This window comes from Acinetobacter sp. GW821-FHT01E09 (assembly GCF_059422385.1).
In genome coordinates this window covers 247,007-263,350 of record NZ_JBWKWU010000001.1, presented here as the reverse complement: position 1 = coordinate 263,350, position 16,344 = coordinate 247,007, and the positions used below count along the sequence as shown (strand labels likewise).

At 36.6% G+C, this 16,344-nt stretch carries 19 protein-coding genes; 9 read left to right on the top strand and 10 right to left on the bottom strand.

The genetic code is table 11. From position 1 onward, the window contains the following. The first annotated feature begins 10 nt into the window (after positions 1–10). The 3 genes from AC07U8_RS01190 to AC07U8_RS01180 are packed head-to-tail and all read left to right on the top strand — an operon-like array spanning position 11 to position 2,473. Positions 11–1,216, top strand: a complete 1,206-nt coding sequence (locus AC07U8_RS01190) for a PfkB family carbohydrate kinase (protein WP_494737162.1) — start codon at positions 11–13, stop codon at positions 1,214–1,216. After that, positions 1,216–1,821 (top strand): 7-cyano-7-deazaguanine synthase, encoded by a 606-nt coding sequence (locus tag AC07U8_RS01185; protein ID WP_494737161.1) that lies wholly within the window; start codon positions 1,216–1,218, stop codon positions 1,819–1,821. The genes AC07U8_RS01190 and AC07U8_RS01185 overlap by 1 nt, the downstream gene beginning before the upstream one ends. After that, positions 1,799–2,473, top strand: a complete 675-nt coding sequence (locus AC07U8_RS01180) for a nitroreductase family protein (protein WP_494737160.1) — start codon at positions 1,799–1,801, stop codon at positions 2,471–2,473. Before AC07U8_RS01185 ends, AC07U8_RS01180 begins: the two co-directional genes overlap by 23 nt. A 2-nt stretch (positions 2,474–2,475) precedes the next feature. On the opposite strand, the gene AC07U8_RS01175 is transcribed toward AC07U8_RS01180, so the two are convergent. Together AC07U8_RS01175 and AC07U8_RS01170 are read right to left on the bottom strand one after the other, a co-directional pair. Further along, positions 2,476–3,297: an 8-oxoguanine DNA glycosylase gene (locus AC07U8_RS01175; protein WP_494737159.1), complete on the bottom strand. Its 822-nt coding sequence runs from the start codon at positions 3,295–3,297 to the stop codon at positions 2,476–2,478. Continuing rightward, positions 3,288–3,974: a DNA adenine methylase gene (locus tag AC07U8_RS01170; protein ID WP_494737158.1), complete on the bottom strand. Its 687-nt coding sequence runs from the start codon at positions 3,972–3,974 to the stop codon at positions 3,288–3,290. Before AC07U8_RS01170 ends, AC07U8_RS01175 begins: the two co-directional genes overlap by 10 nt. 210 nt (positions 3,975–4,184) lie before the next feature. Between AC07U8_RS01170 and AC07U8_RS01165 the strand changes: the two genes are divergently transcribed. Beyond that, positions 4,185–6,095: a hypothetical protein gene (locus AC07U8_RS01165; protein WP_494737157.1), complete on the top strand. Its 1,911-nt coding sequence runs from the start codon at positions 4,185–4,187 to the stop codon at positions 6,093–6,095. Here the strand turns inward: AC07U8_RS01165 and AC07U8_RS01160 are convergent. From AC07U8_RS01160 to AC07U8_RS01130, 7 genes are all read right to left on the bottom strand, one after another. Continuing rightward, on the bottom strand, positions 6,088–7,113 hold the full coding sequence (locus AC07U8_RS01160; RefSeq protein ID WP_494737156.1) for an HNH endonuclease: 1,026 nt from the start codon (positions 7,111–7,113) through the stop codon (positions 6,088–6,090). The two genes, AC07U8_RS01165 and AC07U8_RS01160, sit on opposite strands and share 8 nt — an antisense overlap. A gap of 7 nt (positions 7,114–7,120) precedes the next feature. Then, positions 7,121–7,705: a class I SAM-dependent methyltransferase gene (locus tag AC07U8_RS01155; protein ID WP_494737155.1), complete on the bottom strand. Its 585-nt coding sequence runs from the start codon at positions 7,703–7,705 to the stop codon at positions 7,121–7,123. A 75-nt stretch (positions 7,706–7,780) separates the two neighbouring features. Continuing rightward, positions 7,781–8,008, bottom strand: a complete 228-nt coding sequence (locus tag AC07U8_RS01150; RefSeq protein WP_494737154.1) for a helix-turn-helix transcriptional regulator — start codon at positions 8,006–8,008, stop codon at positions 7,781–7,783. Between the two features lie 88 nt (positions 8,009–8,096). Next, complete coding sequence (locus AC07U8_RS01145) at positions 8,097–9,032, bottom strand: recombination directionality factor (RefSeq protein ID WP_494737153.1); 936 nt, start codon at positions 9,030–9,032, stop codon at positions 8,097–8,099. A gap of 196 nt (positions 9,033–9,228) precedes the next feature. Continuing rightward, on the bottom strand, positions 9,229–10,290 hold the full coding sequence (locus AC07U8_RS01140) for a YqaJ viral recombinase family nuclease (RefSeq protein WP_494737152.1): 1,062 nt from the start codon (positions 10,288–10,290) through the stop codon (positions 9,229–9,231). A 133-nt stretch (positions 10,291–10,423) separates the two neighbouring features. Next, a complete protein-coding gene (locus tag AC07U8_RS01135; RefSeq protein WP_494737151.1) occupies positions 10,424–11,455 on the bottom strand; it encodes a DUF932 domain-containing protein in 1,032 nt (343 codons plus the stop codon). An 89-nt stretch (positions 11,456–11,544) separates the two neighbouring features. Further along, the gene (locus AC07U8_RS01130; RefSeq protein WP_004818460.1) at positions 11,545–11,784 is read right to left on the bottom strand and encodes a hypothetical protein; all 240 of its coding nucleotides are present in this window, start codon (positions 11,782–11,784) and stop codon (positions 11,545–11,547) included. Between the two features lie 520 nt (positions 11,785–12,304). Between AC07U8_RS01130 and AC07U8_RS01125 the strand changes: the two genes are divergently transcribed. From AC07U8_RS01125 to AC07U8_RS01105, 5 genes are all read left to right on the top strand, one after another. Then, positions 12,305–12,445: a hypothetical protein gene (locus AC07U8_RS01125; protein ID WP_171252555.1), complete on the top strand. Its 141-nt coding sequence runs from the start codon at positions 12,305–12,307 to the stop codon at positions 12,443–12,445. Between the two features lie 61 nt (positions 12,446–12,506). Further along, a complete protein-coding gene (locus AC07U8_RS01120) occupies positions 12,507–12,785 on the top strand; it encodes a hypothetical protein (RefSeq protein ID WP_262780811.1) in 279 nt (92 codons plus the stop codon). Between the two features lie 10 nt (positions 12,786–12,795). Next, positions 12,796–12,945 carry a hypothetical protein gene (locus AC07U8_RS01115; RefSeq protein WP_494737150.1) on the top strand — a complete coding sequence of 50 codons (150 nt, stop codon included), beginning with the start codon at positions 12,796–12,798 and terminating at the stop codon, positions 12,943–12,945. Positions 12,946–12,995: 50 nt separating this feature from the next. After that, on the top strand, positions 12,996–13,415 hold the full coding sequence (locus AC07U8_RS01110; RefSeq protein WP_494737149.1) for a hypothetical protein: 420 nt from the start codon (positions 12,996–12,998) through the stop codon (positions 13,413–13,415). Between the two features lie 175 nt (positions 13,416–13,590). Beyond that, the gene (locus AC07U8_RS01105; protein ID WP_494737148.1) at positions 13,591–14,136 is read left to right on the top strand and encodes a hypothetical protein; all 546 of its coding nucleotides are present in this window, start codon (positions 13,591–13,593) and stop codon (positions 14,134–14,136) included. Positions 14,137–14,398: 262 nt separating this feature from the next. On the opposite strand, the gene AC07U8_RS01100 is transcribed toward AC07U8_RS01105, so the two are convergent. Next, on the bottom strand, positions 14,399–15,883 hold the full coding sequence (locus AC07U8_RS01100) for a P-loop ATPase, Sll1717 family (protein ID WP_494737147.1): 1,485 nt from the start codon (positions 15,881–15,883) through the stop codon (positions 14,399–14,401). Positions 15,884–16,344 lie beyond the last annotated feature (461 nt).

Here is a 16,344-nt window from a genome sequence, read left to right as displayed (position 1 = left end):
GGAGCCACTTATGATAACTATTACAGGCGGGATATATGAAGAATATTGTATGCATCCTTATAGATATAATATTTTTGGTTCAGGAGGAAGAGCTGCTTCTGCAATTGCAGCTATGAAGGGAGATGTTAAGTTATCCACGTATTGCTCTAAAAACATACAAGAAGTTATTCAGGCCCGTGCTGAACTGGAGGGCTTCGAATTAAGTATTATTAATATTCCAGTAAATACTAAATTTCATTATACTCATGCTCTTGCTAAGCCCTTAATTTACAATAGAACTACTAATAATCCGCCACTGGAAATTAAAGAAAAAAACGTTATTAGATTTGGATTCTTGGAAGGTACGGCTATCATAGACAGTGAATATGCTGTTTACGATCCTCAAAATGTAGCCTCAGTAGAACTTTTCCATGCAAATGGATCTAAAGCTAAACACCTAGCGATTTTACTTAATCAGTATGAAGCAAAATCATTATTACAGATTGATGATACTAATGAGTTACTTAGAAAAATTGCTGTATCTCAACAAGCTGAGGTAGTTATATTAAAAAAAGGACCTGATGGATGTCTGGTTTACGACCATAAACTTGATGAGATCAAGCATGTGCCAGCCTTTAGTACGAACAAGGTATCAAAAATAGGTTCTGGAGATAATTTTGTTGCCCAATTTGGATATGCTTGGATGGAACAAAAAAAGAGTGCTTATGAAGCAGCTCTACAAGCTTCTAAAGCAACTGCATATTATTGTGAAACGGAAGGATTTATTACACCAGAACGTTTAAAAAAATATTCACCCTCTCCTATCATTCTTTCTGAACAATTTAAAAAAGGTTGTAAACCCAAGGTTTATCTTGCTGGCCCCTTTTTTACTCTTGCACAACTATGGTTAATTGAGGAAGCGAGAAAAAACTTACAAGATCTTGGCCTAGAAGTTTTTTCTCCCTATCATGATGTAGGCAAAGGTAATGCTGAAGATGTGGTAGATAAAGATCTTGAAGGCATACATAAATGTGATCTTTTATTCGCCATAGCTGACGGTATGGACTCAGGCACAATTTATGAGATTGGATACGCTAGAGCAATTAACAAACCTGTTGTAGTCTATGCAGAAAATGAAAGTGAAGAAAACCTTAAAATGATGGAAGGATCAGATTGCAAAATTCTTAAAGATTACGTTACTGCTATTTATCATACTCTTTGGACGGCAATCACTTAATGAAATCTGTCTTATTACTCTCTGGTGGCATGGATTCTACAGTAATAGCATGGTGGAAAAGACCAGATTATGCATTAACAATAGACTACGGGCAGCTTGCAGCAAAAGCTGAGATAGCTGCTTCACAATCCATATGTAGATATTTGAATATTCCGCACGAGATATTAACTGTTGATTGTAGAAATATTGGTTCAGGAGATATGGCTGGTACTATTGAGAGTCAACATGCACCCGCTTCCGATTGGTGGCCTTATAGAAATCAACTCTTAATTACTCTAGCTGGCATGAAGATGCTCCCTTTTAATATCTCCAAGATTTTAATCGGAACAGTTAAAACTGATAACGGCCATACAGATGGCTCTCATGAATTTATTGATGCAATGAATCAGCTAATGTTCCTGCAAGAGGGCCATATAACTGTAGAAGCTCCTGCTATCAACCTATCGACTAAAGAACTTATTCAATTATCTAATATTCCTGCTGAATTGTTAGCATGGTCTCATAGTTGTCATAAATCTGAGGTGACCTGTGGTAATTGCCGTGGCTGTAATAAATATTTTGAGATATTCGAGCAAGTAGGCTATGACTTGGGTAAACTTGGGTAATCCTGTTCCTAAACAGAAAGTTGATAAGTATATTCCTTATAAGTGGGATCTTAGTAATAAATCCATCAGGTTAGATGAGCCTGAGATTTTTACGCCAATTCCATTTACACAAGTTATGTTTGAACGGAAGTCACAAAGATCTTTTAAACTCGTTTCAATTGATCATTTATCACATCTTCTCTGGCTTACTAATCGAGTTAAAGATTGTATTGATTCAACTATGGGCTTTCCGATAACTTTAAGACCAGTTCCTTCGGCTGGTGCAATTCACCCTATTCATATTCTTATAAACTCGCCATATACTGATGTCTGGTGGAGATATGACCCTTTTTGTCATAGCCTTTGGCCCGTTAATAAGGAAAGTAAATATTTTATAAACGTTAGAAGAGACTGTGAAAAAATATTAAATTGTAATTCAGCCAGTTTAATACTCTTGATTGCGGAACCACAAAAAACTTTATCAAAATATACCAATGGAGCCAGTTTAGTTTGGCGTGATGCTGGAGTTCTATTAGGAAATTTAGCATTAGTAGCTAGTTATTTAAATATCAATTTTTGCCCAATTGGAGCTCTCTTACCAACAGAAATTGATGAAAAAAAACAATTAGTTACCGTAGGAATGGCAATTTTAGATGCAATTGAAATTGACTGAAATTAGATTCTCATCTCTAGTTGAGTAATAGGCCCCTTTCTTTTCTTAAATTTAAGATCAGTATCAATTGAACTGGAGTTCATAAGTTCATGTACAATTGAAGATGAAGACATCATTTCTAACCAAATAACAGCATCTAATTCTGAGGCTTTTATACCTAACCCTCTACTAAAAGACAAAAACTCTTCCTCTAATTCAAGATAATTTCTCTCGACACTTAGGTTTTTACTTAAAAACCCCCCTAAAATTCCAGCTCTTAGAATATGAATATCAAGGATAGCAACATCATCTGCATCCAACCAATTCCTGGCTACCCATGAAGCTGTCTTGAATCCAATACCCGATACATTTAATAGCCAATTCCTCAAATCCTGACCTGACATAAATGATGGTGTATCTTGAGATAGTTTATCCATAGCATTTGCTAAATATTTAGCCTTCTGCTTGGCAAATCGGTATTTTATTCTTTTGCCATCCAAATCTATTAGTTCAGATAGTAAGTTATAAATTTCTTGCTCAGATGATTTTATTTCAGAAAATACTCCTTGATTCTTCAGATGATTATATGCAGCAATACCAACTTGAGCAGGAATTCCATGTCCTCCTAATAGACAAGCGGCTACTTCTTCTTTGAGTGTAGTGCCAAGTTTATAATTAATTTTAGATCCAGTAAGACGTTGAGAATAAACTTGAAAAGCCCAATAAGCTGGCGATAGAAAGGTTTCTATAGTTCCCCACTTAACTCCGGGTATAACCTCACAATTAGGTTCTGGAAATTCCAAGCTAATATTTGTTTTTTCTAAAAAAATTACACCTAATTGCATGATAATTCTCCCAGTTCATCTGGATATTCTGTATTCATCCAACGAAATAATTCACTTCTTTCAACAGGATCCATATTTTGGATCTTTTTATAGAGACGTTCTTGACGTCGCTTTATTGTTTGGCGCTCTCTGAAATTCTTTCCATAAAATCTACTATCATGTAAAATACTTGGTTCTTTAAAGTTGAGCCAAATATTTTCCTCACGAATATCTACATGTGTTTTGGCAGAAAAAGTTGCTTTTCTCCACCCATCAAGTTGCTCATTATAAAAAGGGTGATCATAACCAGAAATCATGACATTACAAGGAAGCCCTTTTAGTAAAGAGAGTAATCTTATATGATCGTCCTGAGTATATTCGTATGTATATATTTTTGTATTACGGCGAGTATCGGGGAAATAAGGGGGATCTACATATACCAGTTCATTACCGTTAAAATTGTAACTTTTCAGAAAAGACAATGCATCATCTAGAACCAATTCACATAATTCAGAGAATTGCTCTTTCCACAGATTGATTACTTTAGGATCAATGTCAATCCCAATATTACGTTGAGCAGGCCTTTTATTACGCATGACAGAACCTCCACCTAAATGTGTTTCTATGTATGTGTCATGCATAGGCATTAAATTAATAATGTGCTGATAGCACTTGCCTTTACCACCTGGATATCTCATTTCTTAATTATCGTCATTTATGACGATGATGTCAATGAAATCTATATCATTAATTCCCACCAAAATAAGAATATTAGTGCGGAATGCACAATCAATTATTAAGTGTTATATATCTATCATTCCATTAATATATTTTCTATTTAAAATATACTAATGTTTGAAAGCCTAACTTAAATTAAATCACTCTATAATTTAGATAAAAATGAAATTATGAAAACTTACATCCCATTCGATGCTACTACATTACCATTTACACGACTTACCAGTGAACAATTTGAACAATATTGCGAATGGTTACTTATTAAAGATAAAAATTTAAACAATGTTCACCGTGTTAAAGGTAATGGACACTATCAAGGTGGGCTTGATATTAGTGCCAATTTTGTAAAATCTCCTAAAAAGCTAGCTGTATATGAATGCAAATGCTGGGGAAATTTATCAATTCAAGAACTAGATAAAACTATAAAAAAATTCAACCAAAACGACTTACTCCCTAACATAAATAAATATGTAATTATCCTTGCGCAAGAAGAAATACCTAGAAATATTTCGAAGAAATGGCATGAGATACACCAAGAACTACATGCTTTAGGAATTGAGTCCGAGTTATGGACAGCCGTAACTTTAACAACAATGTCACAACCCTATCCAGACATTGTTAGCAAGTTCTTTCCAATGGCTCCTGAAAGTCAGTTTTACAATGAATGGATGCTTAAAACTCACTTTATTGAGACATTACATAAAGCGATAATTGATCCTGATGAAAATAATCGAGAAGCGGCTAAAGAATTTCTTGATTTCTCTTCATTAAATTATTCAGATTTTGACGAATCCTTTTTTGAGGATGGCAATTGGAGAATTAAAAAAAAGTGGATTGAAATTTCGGCTTTATTACCTACACAAAACCATGTCGGCTCTGCCACTATTACAGTCAAAACTCATGATGCTCATGGGGTAAGTGTTATTCTAGAAAACAAATGGATGTTAGAAAATTTCTTAGGGAACTCAGGACAACCTATCCATTCTCGCTATAGACCATTTTATATTGGTACCCCACCATATCAATCTGAGGTTATAGACTTACAAAACTGCCGCTTTAATCTACCAATTGAAGTTATTCAACAAATTACAGAAGTTTCGGACAATCTTACTACGGCTTATCTCGAAGCAATACAAAAAATTGAAGACATATGGAAAGCTTATAACTTTCCTTTTATTTCATGGAATGGTCGAACATACGTTGCTTTATGTACATTGTCCAAGGAAATTTGGGATCTAATGATTAAGTTTACGAACGTTCATGACGTAAATAATGGAGATACTGAATGGCATATATTTTCAGCATCTCGATATTTCATACAACTTTATACAGGAGAAAAACATAAACCTGTAGAAGATGTTTATCACGGTATGTTTTGGGCAGAAAATATTGAAGATCTCAACGACAAAGATGAACTCACCTTGTTATGGGAACCGCCCCTTAGAAAAATCCCTGTATCCAAAGAACAATGGTGGTCTTGTCAAACTTCATTTGAATGGATAACAGAGAAATTTATTCCTGAAGTTATTAGTTGGGATAAAAAGAAAAGTATTTTTACTTATTTTAATTCTTTAAAAAAAATTAAAGGTTTAAAGGATCTAGAAGACTTTGGTTATATCAGAGACATTCGTGAGTTTGCTTTACTGAAGGATCACTACTATCGGACTTTAGGGGTTTTGAAAACCATTGAGTTACTTCAAGCTTTTTACATCTCTCATCAGAGTAATCGTGCCTATTTTACTACTAATGAAATTTCGCAGCTCTATCTTTGCCTCATTCCATTAGTCGAAAATGCAAAAGGGTATTTTTCTTATATATCTTCTAAACTTGATTTTTATAATGAGGAATTTTCAAATTTTGAGGAACTTCTTAACGCACTCAAAGGTAGGGTAGTAGAAGAGATTTTTTTAATGAATAATCATGAAATTGAACTTATTTTCAGAGCTATGAGTGAATGTATTTATGGTGATGATTCTTGGATCGACATCAAATTAACAGAGGAAATTTATATAGCTCTTAAGCCTTTTTTTAAATTTCATGATCATCAACTACTAATAGATAGATACTCTAAATTTATGTAAATCCTGAGGACTTATTTTTCCACAACGAATACCCGTTCTCTTTAGCCTGCCTATATGCCCAATTCGCAACACTATGTGATCTTTCAATATTTGTCAGAAAACCCAGCTTTGATAACTGCTCAGTAATAAGGTTATCAAAGTTTTGATTGCGTTCCCGCCATTGAAAGAAGAATTCTTCTGACGCTAAAAAATCACTTTTATCTGAATTACACTTTTCATCTGCAAGTACAAAATTATGGCCTGTATCTGCTGGGTACATCGTCCAAGGTATGAAATGATCCACAGCCCACTTATTTTGCCTAATTGGCTTTTGACAGTAAAAACACTTGCACTCTTGCAGGTCGACTAGGAACTCTCCTACTTGACGAAGCTGATTACGGCTTGGTTCAAACAAGAAAGTTGCCAAATCAGGTAAACCATCCAGAACCAATAAATTACTTTTATTTAACCTGACAAAATCAACCCATTTTTTCTGGCATAGCTCTTCAATAATTTCACTAAATTGGCGCAAGCAATACATGACATTTGGCAAAAGTATGAGTTGTTTTCGTGAATCATCTAAACTATATAAAAACTCAATATTTTGGCCTTTCAAATTTTGTAGGTATGTGACAGGCATCTTCTTTACGATATCTGCGACTTTCTTTTTCAGATTTAACCAATACACATAATCGCGTCTAGCTAAGGCAAGAGATTTATAATTTTGTTGAGCATTGTGAATTAAGCTAATAATTCCTGCTTGATTCCCATTATTTTGATGTAACTGAAATGGCTCATTTGCATTAAAATGAAATGGAAGGGTCTGCTTCCAATATAAGTCTATAAATTTTTCAGCAATATCCAGATAGTCTAAGATTAAGCTTTCTCCAATATCACTCCCCTGTTCAATCGCTAGACGGCTCAAACTTATCAATAACGCAAATTTATAAGTGGAAGAAAAACTTCCTGAATGCAAAATTTGCTGAATCTGTTTCAGAAACTTAAGTTGCTGCTGTGGTGTTGGTATAGATACTGACATTATTTATTCAATTTTGTTTTTGAAATACGATATTTAGCCAATCTTCATTATGATCGGGACGCTTATCAATGGTAATCCATTGTTGTAATAGTAGAATATTATCAAATTTCTTTAATAAGCCCTGCGCTTGTGCCTCATTCATATCTGTAAATTGCCTCCCATCCCTATAACGATCTCCCTCACCATATTTAAATGACATATAACAGATGCCATTAACTTTTAAGGCTTTTAATATTTTTTCCAATACCTCATGCAAGAGTTTTCTTTCACAATGTAATAGTGAAGCACATGCCCAAATACCATCATATTGATTCAGTTCAGATAACTCATAAAAGCTTTCAAAACGTACATCAGCGCCAGTCAATCGTCTTGCTTTATCAACAAGTGCTTTCGAGTAATCTGTTGCTGTAACTTGATAGCCTTTATTCTTAAAAGCTAAAGTATCTCTACCTGAACCACAGCCTAAATCTAATATTCGTGCAGTCGGTGGCAAAAGTCTTATAAAAGGCTCATATAGACTCTCCATATCAACTTTTAGTGTAGACTCTGTAAATTGATCTGCATGGGTATTGTAATAATCTATTGTTTTCATTTTTGACAATATAAGGCTGTAATTCAAAACAGTCTACTAAAAAGCAAAAAAATAAGGGAGCTTTCGCTCCCTCAATTATCGGCTTTGTATCTTACTTTCAATCCATTGATTAACCTCCAAAGCCACCCAACCAATACGTGATTCACTTAAACGAACTGGTTTCGGGAATGTTGGATCATAATACTTAGAACTAACATTAATCATTTCATAGATTTTTGCACGACTAATGCTTGTGAACAAAATCACTTCTTTAATGTTAATAATCTGATTCATTTGAAAAGTTTGCCCCGTGATCGCATTCATGACGTTTACTCCTAATCTGTAATGCGAGCGGTAAATCGCTCAAATGATTGAGCGACTCGTAAAAATTAACTTTCGCCTTGTCACTCATTCAAATCACTGAATGAACTGATTTCTGCAACCCCTGCTGAATATCTCGCACAAACCCTTCCCCCTGATTGGGCTTAGCTTTAACTTTAGATTTTGACTCAGGTTGTGCTTGTTTAGACTCAGTAAGTTCATCTGTATAAAACTCCTCCACCAAATCCAAACCCTCTTCACTGTTGACCTCAAATCGTGCATTGCAATACCCCTGTCGTGCCATCTGATCTAAAACACTTTGATTAAATCCAGATGCTTTACCTTGCTGATCAATCTCTTTTGCCATTTGAATGGCTTGTTGAAGATTGACACCATCTTTGAGCGTTAAGTCCACGTAATACACAGGGGTACGGTAGCTTTGTGTAGTGGACTTGCCTCTGAGTGTAAGTTGTAGCGGTAGGCATGACAGCAAACCATTTGATGCTGCATGATAGTAAGACAATCGTGCTGCCAAAGTCCGAATACTATTAAAACCCGTGGTTCTAAAAATAAAAGTACCCAGTTCATCTGATTCATCCAAATTGACATGCAATCGTCCAAAAGGTTTACAGTTCCCTCCATTTGCTAAAGGACATAGATCAGGGGACGGACATGGATGTTGCTCAATGCCTTGATTGGTTTGTCTTTGACAACTCTCGCCATTACCAATACATACAGGTCGCCCCGTTTGGCGATCAAATAAGGTGTATTCCGCTCGAAGGTTAAGCTCAGGATCATTAAAGATCATGCGTACTGGAATGGTTCTGAGTTTTTGGTTTTGATTCGGTGCTTTGGCTCGGAGTTGTTCATCAAGTGGATGCTTGATCCATCCATCCTTACCTTGGATTTGGCTGGTAATGGTGAATTGGTCATCTCTTTCAGGGAGTCGTTTACCATTCTTTTCAACAATTTTACCAATACTGATTCTGCCGAGTATGGGTGGTGTAATTGCTAAACCTTTAATCATGGGGTTGTCCTCTTCAGTTATTTTTTACCAATGTTCGGTTGATATGTAGAAATCAATTATTTTTCAAATGCATATTTTTCAGCGCAAATTCACCTATTTTGGTTCTCTGTAAGTACTTCGGTGCTTACAGGGAACGGGGGTGTTTTTGCGATTTTTTGCAGATATGCCCTAAATTGATGTTGGCTTTGAATCGGCTTTAATCATCATCTGTATAGATGTTGAAACGCCGTGAGCCTTGTTTACTTTGTGGAAATTGATTGAGATATTCAGGGTGCTGTTTGAGTAATGCCTTGCTGTCTAAGCTGATTGAGTCTTTAGACTTTTTCCATGTCACTGAGCCTGTTTTAAAGGTGGCTCGTTCAGCCTGTTGCATCTTGGCTTGTAGTTGATGTTTGAGTAAGTCAAATGTTTCCTGACTGCTTTCAATTTGATGGCGTGCTTGAATCAATTGCTCAAATTGTTGATTAGCTTGTTCATCTTCAGATAGGTCGGTGGTACTGAGTGGCACATGTTCAGGGTAAAGAAGTTGCAAAGCTTTGGCTGCTGATTCAGATGCATCAGCATCAGGTGGCGTATCTTTTTCCACACATTCCCAAAAGTGCCGTTCAGCATGGATGATTTGTTGGATCACCGACTCTGAACGAGTCACTTTAAAGATTCGGGTTTCATGCCCACAGATCAGGACACAGATATGCGCTGCTTTCTTACCAGTGACTGCCAATTGGTGTTGCACTTGGCAGAGCACATATAAAGGCACACCATCTCGCCATAGTTTGGCACCATGTTCTCCAGCGGTTTTGCATTCCAATATCTGTACATCTGCATCACCAACCACGGAATAATCTAAGTTGGCTAACATAAAGTGTTTATCAGGTTCAGGATGTTGGAATACCGCATTGACTCGACGCACTTTGTAGTTGGTATGCATGCTGTAATATTCAGCGACCAAAGGTTCGAGACATTTGCCCCAATACAATGGTGCATGTCCTTCACTTTCATCCTCAATGTTTTGTTGGATGCGTCCTGTTTTAATCATCCACAGTTCCAGCATCGACATGTAGGGATTGAGTCCGCAGGCTGCGGCACAATCACTACTGCCAATGCCTTGTTTTCGGATTTCTAGCCATTCGGCTTGGCTCATGTGTTTAGTATTCACTAAGCGTTTAGCACTAAAGAGTTTTGGGGCAATGAATGTTTGAGCAGTTGTTGACGAGATTGGTCGAGTGGATTGGGGATTGATATTGATGTGGTGATTCATAGTTTCATTCCTATTATTGTTAAATTTTGGGCATAAAAAACCACATCCTAAGATGTGGTCTTAGTAGGATTGCATTGATTGAGCTTAGGTCTTTTGTTGAAGTGGTATTGCTTAGGCTAATTGATTGGATAATTTATGTGATCATCCTTAAAGCCTGTTCTAAACCACGTTGTTTTAAGCCTGCGCCTGCACCAAACCATGCTGAGTCAAGTCGGTGATCTCGGCTCATAGCGCGACGCTCATGGTCGCAAAATTCAGTAATAGAACAGAGTAAGCCGTAGGCGGTTTCCTTGGCTGAGGATAGCTCTGCGCCTCGTCCATGACCATTAAACATCGTCATCACTTTCGACATTGCTCGTCCATTGGGTTCAGTTTTATTCGGTTCAGTAGGAGTGGCAACATTACGGTAGAATTGAATTAAACGTTCATCCTGTTCGGTTGGACTCAGACTTGTATTATTAAACACAGCATCGAAATAGGCAGCCGCTTCTTGTTGGCTGACTTTTCGCTGACTGAGCTGTTTCATCTCATACATGTGTTCATCCCATGCACGAATTGAAATGCCCAATTGATGTTTGATCTTGTCTGCATCAAACTTGGTACTGTGCGGGACTTTGACCACACCTCGACTTGCATCCTGTCCTTTCAATGCAATCGCTAAGGTGTTATTACACACCACACGAATAGAAGTAAATTGGGCAGTTGTTGCGAGCGTACCATCACAAGCCGTAGCTAACAGAATATAGCCATTGCTGACATCTTTACCTTTGAGTGCAGTACTTTGCCCTGTTCTTGCCAATGCCCAGAATTTCTTACCACCTTTGAGTATGCCTGCGGTTTCCAGTTCAAAACCTGATTGTTCAGTCAGGTCACGATAGAATTCAAGAATCTGTTTAGGTTGAACTTCTTGATAACGTTGACTGACCACAGATAAAGGTGCATGTGTATCAGAACGATATAAAACACGTTGTTCTTCAAAGGGCATAATAATACTTTGCCCTCGCTTATTCTGAGCCATGTAGTTGACATCTGACGATTCTATTCGCCAGTCCATGCCTGCTTGTTGTGCCCAAACTTCAATGGGTTGATTTTGAGAAAGTTGGTTGCCCAAGCCATGCCAAGGGGTTTGACCCACATAAACCATTTGTTCGATGAGATGTGCCATAAGGTATATTCCTGATATTAAATAATGAATTGTTTGGATTTAATAATGAGTCCCTTGAGGAGGTATTGCGATAAATCTGAATCGCCAAGTTATTTGGTGAATGGTGGTCGTGGTGTCTGTTCAGCAATCACCAGAATCACACCACCCAACATGGCACCAGCGATTCCGCCGATAAATGGCGAATAGCCCAAGGAACGTGCCAGTGACATGCCCAATATGGCTAAAGTGGTGGGTGAGTTGCTGAGCCCTAAGCCTTGTATCATTGGCTTTATGGGTTCTCTTTGGGGAAACATCCCCTCTTCTTCCTGATCAAAATCTCGATACGGCATAAAAAACTCCTGATAGTGAATAATAGAATTGCTGTTCATTTCCCAAGTTGCTCAGGAAACATCAACAATTTCTTCACTCAGGTGTTATGTATCTGAAATTATTTACATTCTATTTTTGATTATTTTTAGCTCGTTATCACATCTTTGTCGGCAAATGAAATTGACCCCAATCAGGCTTGGCATTATTATGGGCGTGCTGACCTACATTGTCAGTCGGTTTTGACAGACCGCTTCATCTAGCGCATCAGGGTTTACTCTTCTGAGTATTCTTGACATGCGTAAAACCTTCTCGTCCCTCTTTGCGGTAGAACGGGAGGGGGACGCGTCCGCGCGTGCTGGTTCTAGATGTCCAGTCTGTCAACCCCTTTTCGTTCTGCCACCATTATTTGACAGTAATTTGGTAGAACTTCTAATGCATCTAGGAGTCAATCATGACTGTTTCTTACGCTGTTACACCGCATTTTATTCCGATTTTATCTCGTCTCTCTAAAACGAATCTAAACTCTACATTGCTTCGGTAATGAAGATCATTGCACGTCTGATTTTAATCATTGGTGTATTGATCTGGCTGGGACCTGCTGTCATTGGATTTGTTCTGATGATGTTGCTGTTTTGGCTATTGGTTGAGTTGGCTGGCTGGAATAAACCTCCACCACCATAAATCGTGACCATACCCTTTGAAGTCAGATATCGATCATGTTGTTTTTATGACGAGAATTATCATGTCTGTTTTTTATCATTTGCCTATTCTAGGGCTCACATTGTTTACGGCTGTTTTACTCACAGGCTGTGAAAGCAAAGCCAAACGTGACTTTAATGCAGGTTGTCAATCTGGCGGTTCTGATCGCTCTGCCTGCTCCTGTGTCTATGACAAACTCGAAGCGCATTATTCCCCTGCTGTGATGGAAAAAATGGCTGATCAAAATGTCAGTCGCCTCGATCTACCAGCAGATTTTGGTGAACAAATGTATCGCGCTGCTCAAGCTTGTCAGTCACGTTAGGAGAACAACCATGCGAATCAAACATTATCTAATTGGAATTTATGTGGTGATTGCACTGTTATTTTCTTTTTATTTAAAGGGATGCAGTGCCACAGCCGACCAAAGCTATGCTTATAACTTAGGCAAAGCAATCGTTTGGCCGATCTCGATGTTTAACTAATTTCATTCTATTAGAAGTATATGCAACAACAATAATTAGGATTTTATTTTATGAATAAGCGTATCAAACTACTTTTACACAGCAGCGCCCTATCTGTTGCACTGTTGAGTGCAAGTCACAGTTATGCAGATATCAACTCAGCGCTCAAAGTCTATAACACCCCCAGCAGTGCGCCCAAGGTCACTCGTTGTCAGGGTGATCAGTACTGTAATGCCTTTTATGCACTGTCTAAAGAATGGCAGATCATTCCGAAGAACTACAAGTTAGGTAACTATAATTTGAGACAATTTATTACGGAAAATGATGGCTATGGCTTAAACCGAGGCTTTGCACCACCGCATAAAAAGTTTGCTACAGAAATCTCAGATGCTGGCGCTACAGTGTTCAATGAGAAAGCTCGTAATGATGCAGACTTCCTGATCTTTGTAAAAGGGCTGGCTGTTTTACATTACTTAGAGCATAAAAAATAAAGGCACAATTATGGAAAAAGCGAGTAGCAAACAATCCACGGATGGCACATGCCGTTAAGGCATGTGCCACTACAACAATTCATTTCTCTGTTCAGCTCAGTTCCTCACCTTGAATCAGCGCAAATATTCATAATAAAGCTGGGTTGAAACAGCGTTTTATATTACGAGAATAATCATGTCTAAAACTCAACTCATGCTGCCTTTGCTGTTATCAATATCATTGCTAAATGCCTGTAGTCCATCCAAGGATAAGGCACAACAGCCACACCAAACGCCTGAAGCGGAGCTTGATGCAAAAACTAAGCAATTTATGCAAACAGATCTGAGTGATCAAAAAACACTTGATGATGTTCCAGTAAGTTCCGAAACGAATCCCAATCAAGCCTTTCAGGAAGATGAGCCAATTGCTGCTGAACAAGCCCAAGTTGAAACACCATCACAGATCGAAGAACAGTTTGATATTCGAGTCTATCGAGCTGAATCCCAAGGTACGATGACGGGCTATATCGATAAAGTTGACGTCATTTCACTCAATGACCAACCCACTACGATTACGGGTATGCAGATCAATCGTGGCAACTGTGGCATTACCAGTATGTATGATTATAAAAATATGCGTTATGGTTCAGTGGCTTTGGCTTACCCACGCTGTAAAGCAGAACACATTCGTGAAGTGAGTATCAGTACAGCGAATGGCACACATGCTTATCGGATTGGTTAAATTAAGTAATATTTATAATCTGAAATCAATTTTTAAAGACTATCTATAATTAATCAGAACTATTTAACTGTGATAAACAAATCCGTGAAAATTGCTCAAAAAGCAATTGTGGAACTTGACTAATCACAAAAAAAGCCGTTCCAGTGCGCTGGAATGGCTTGAAGTAATATAATGATTTAGATGATATAAATCAATGCATTACATATAAAAGGTATTAAGTAAATTTTAATAATAGAATTCCAAAATTACCTATTCTGATTCACTACATTTGCTGACCAGGTCGGCTTTCAATCAAATGTAATCTATATTTCAAAGCATGATGTGTTCTAAATTCATGTTCAATATTAATTTTCAAGTTTGACATATTACATATATATTCCCATCGGCCTTGCTTTTTTTGACCAATAATAGAATTATTAAATAAGAAACTTAAATGCTCTCTTTTCTGACTTTCAGATACGGTTCCAAACTCAAGTTCGTACTTCGCACTAAAATCATCATAAGAAAATGATTCAACCTGTATAGTTTGTAATATTGATAATAACTTCTCGATTTCAGGAAATTGATTAGACCATTCATCAATTAATTCATTGTAAACACTAATCGAAGCTTCTCTGTCAGCATCATACAATTCACTTGAAGTATAGAGACCACTTCTATTTGGTGTATGACTATCTCTAATTTTATTAAAATAAACAATGACATCTCTAGGTCTAAAGAATGAGCGTCTTGTTATATATTTAATAGCTGGTGTACCTTGTCGAGCAAAGTTAAACTCAAATACATTTCCTGATTTCTTAGCATTATCTAATTGAAAACCTGTAGGAACATATTTTTTTACTCGTTCATAAAACATTTCATCTAGACTATCAGTATCCCATTTAATAATAATGGCACTATCTTGCAGTAACTTATTTTTATCATTGAATCTTAATGATTCATAAATATCAGATCTCAAGAATGGAACAACTTTAAGCTTATTCTGTAATTCAGAGTCAATTGAAATAGAACGACAGACATTCACTAGGTTTATTAATACTTTACTATACTCTTCAATTTCACCTTGTAGCCAATTTTCATCAAGTTGATCTAATGCTATCAAAATTTTATGACTACCTATATTTCGCTTAAAAATACCTTCAAAGTGATTCAATAAGCTAAAAGCATTTGATCTTAAGTGAGTCTGTAATTTTTTACTTTCAGCTACTTCTTCAAAATTTATTTCACCACTGGCGAGACTTACTTCATCAATATCTGCTGAGGGTCCAGATATCTTAGAAATTCTAGATATCTTAGAAATCATTACTTCTATCAGTGAAGGATCAGGATTACCATAAATTAAATTAATATACTTTTTCGCCCATTTCAGTTCTCTATTAAGACTTTCATTTTTTTCTTCTTTTATACTAATTAATTTTGATAATGCTTTAACAAAAAATAGATATTTCCAACTCTTTTGATATGCGGATAACTCACCTGCTAGTGATTCTTTGTAAAGCTGATGAGCAGGCCATGGATAATCATTAAAGTTTATACATATTGTATCAAAATTATTTAATTTCTGTCTGGAAGTCGCTTTCAAGTATTCATAAATAGCCGTTTTCCCCATGCCTTTACGTCCTAGTACAAGCCATTGTCTGCTATCTATAATTTGTAAAATTTGTGGCAACTTGAAGAAGTAAGTTTGTAAGTCTGTGTCTGTCTCTGCAGAAACCTGAAACTCAGGTAGCCAATCTTTAATATCCATAAATTATTAAAATCAAGTATATTTATAATAATTATAACCTAAATTATAGTCCTAACAAACACCAAAAAACATTCGGCGTGAAAGTAATGTAACTAAAAATCAAACCATAACTTTTCCCACATTTAAAAAAAAATCTTTTATGTGAAATGCATTTGTTCGAACTTAAGTAGAAATATTCTATAGCGACATTTCCAACTCAAAGACAGGATTCAGGTTTCGTTGTTGACCTACAATTTCCGTGTACGTTTTGTTGGTATCTTTTGAGAGTAATTGCGTTTATTCTATTGTGCTAATTTTTTATGTTTTTAGTGGATACAGATCAAAACTAAATCTAACCGAAGATGATGGAATCACTAATGCTTTTGATGCAGTTCCGTAAGACACAGTCTAGTCTCATAGTTTTAGAATTAATGCAATATATAGTTTATTTTAAGTATCCAAACACAATAAATAGTAGATGT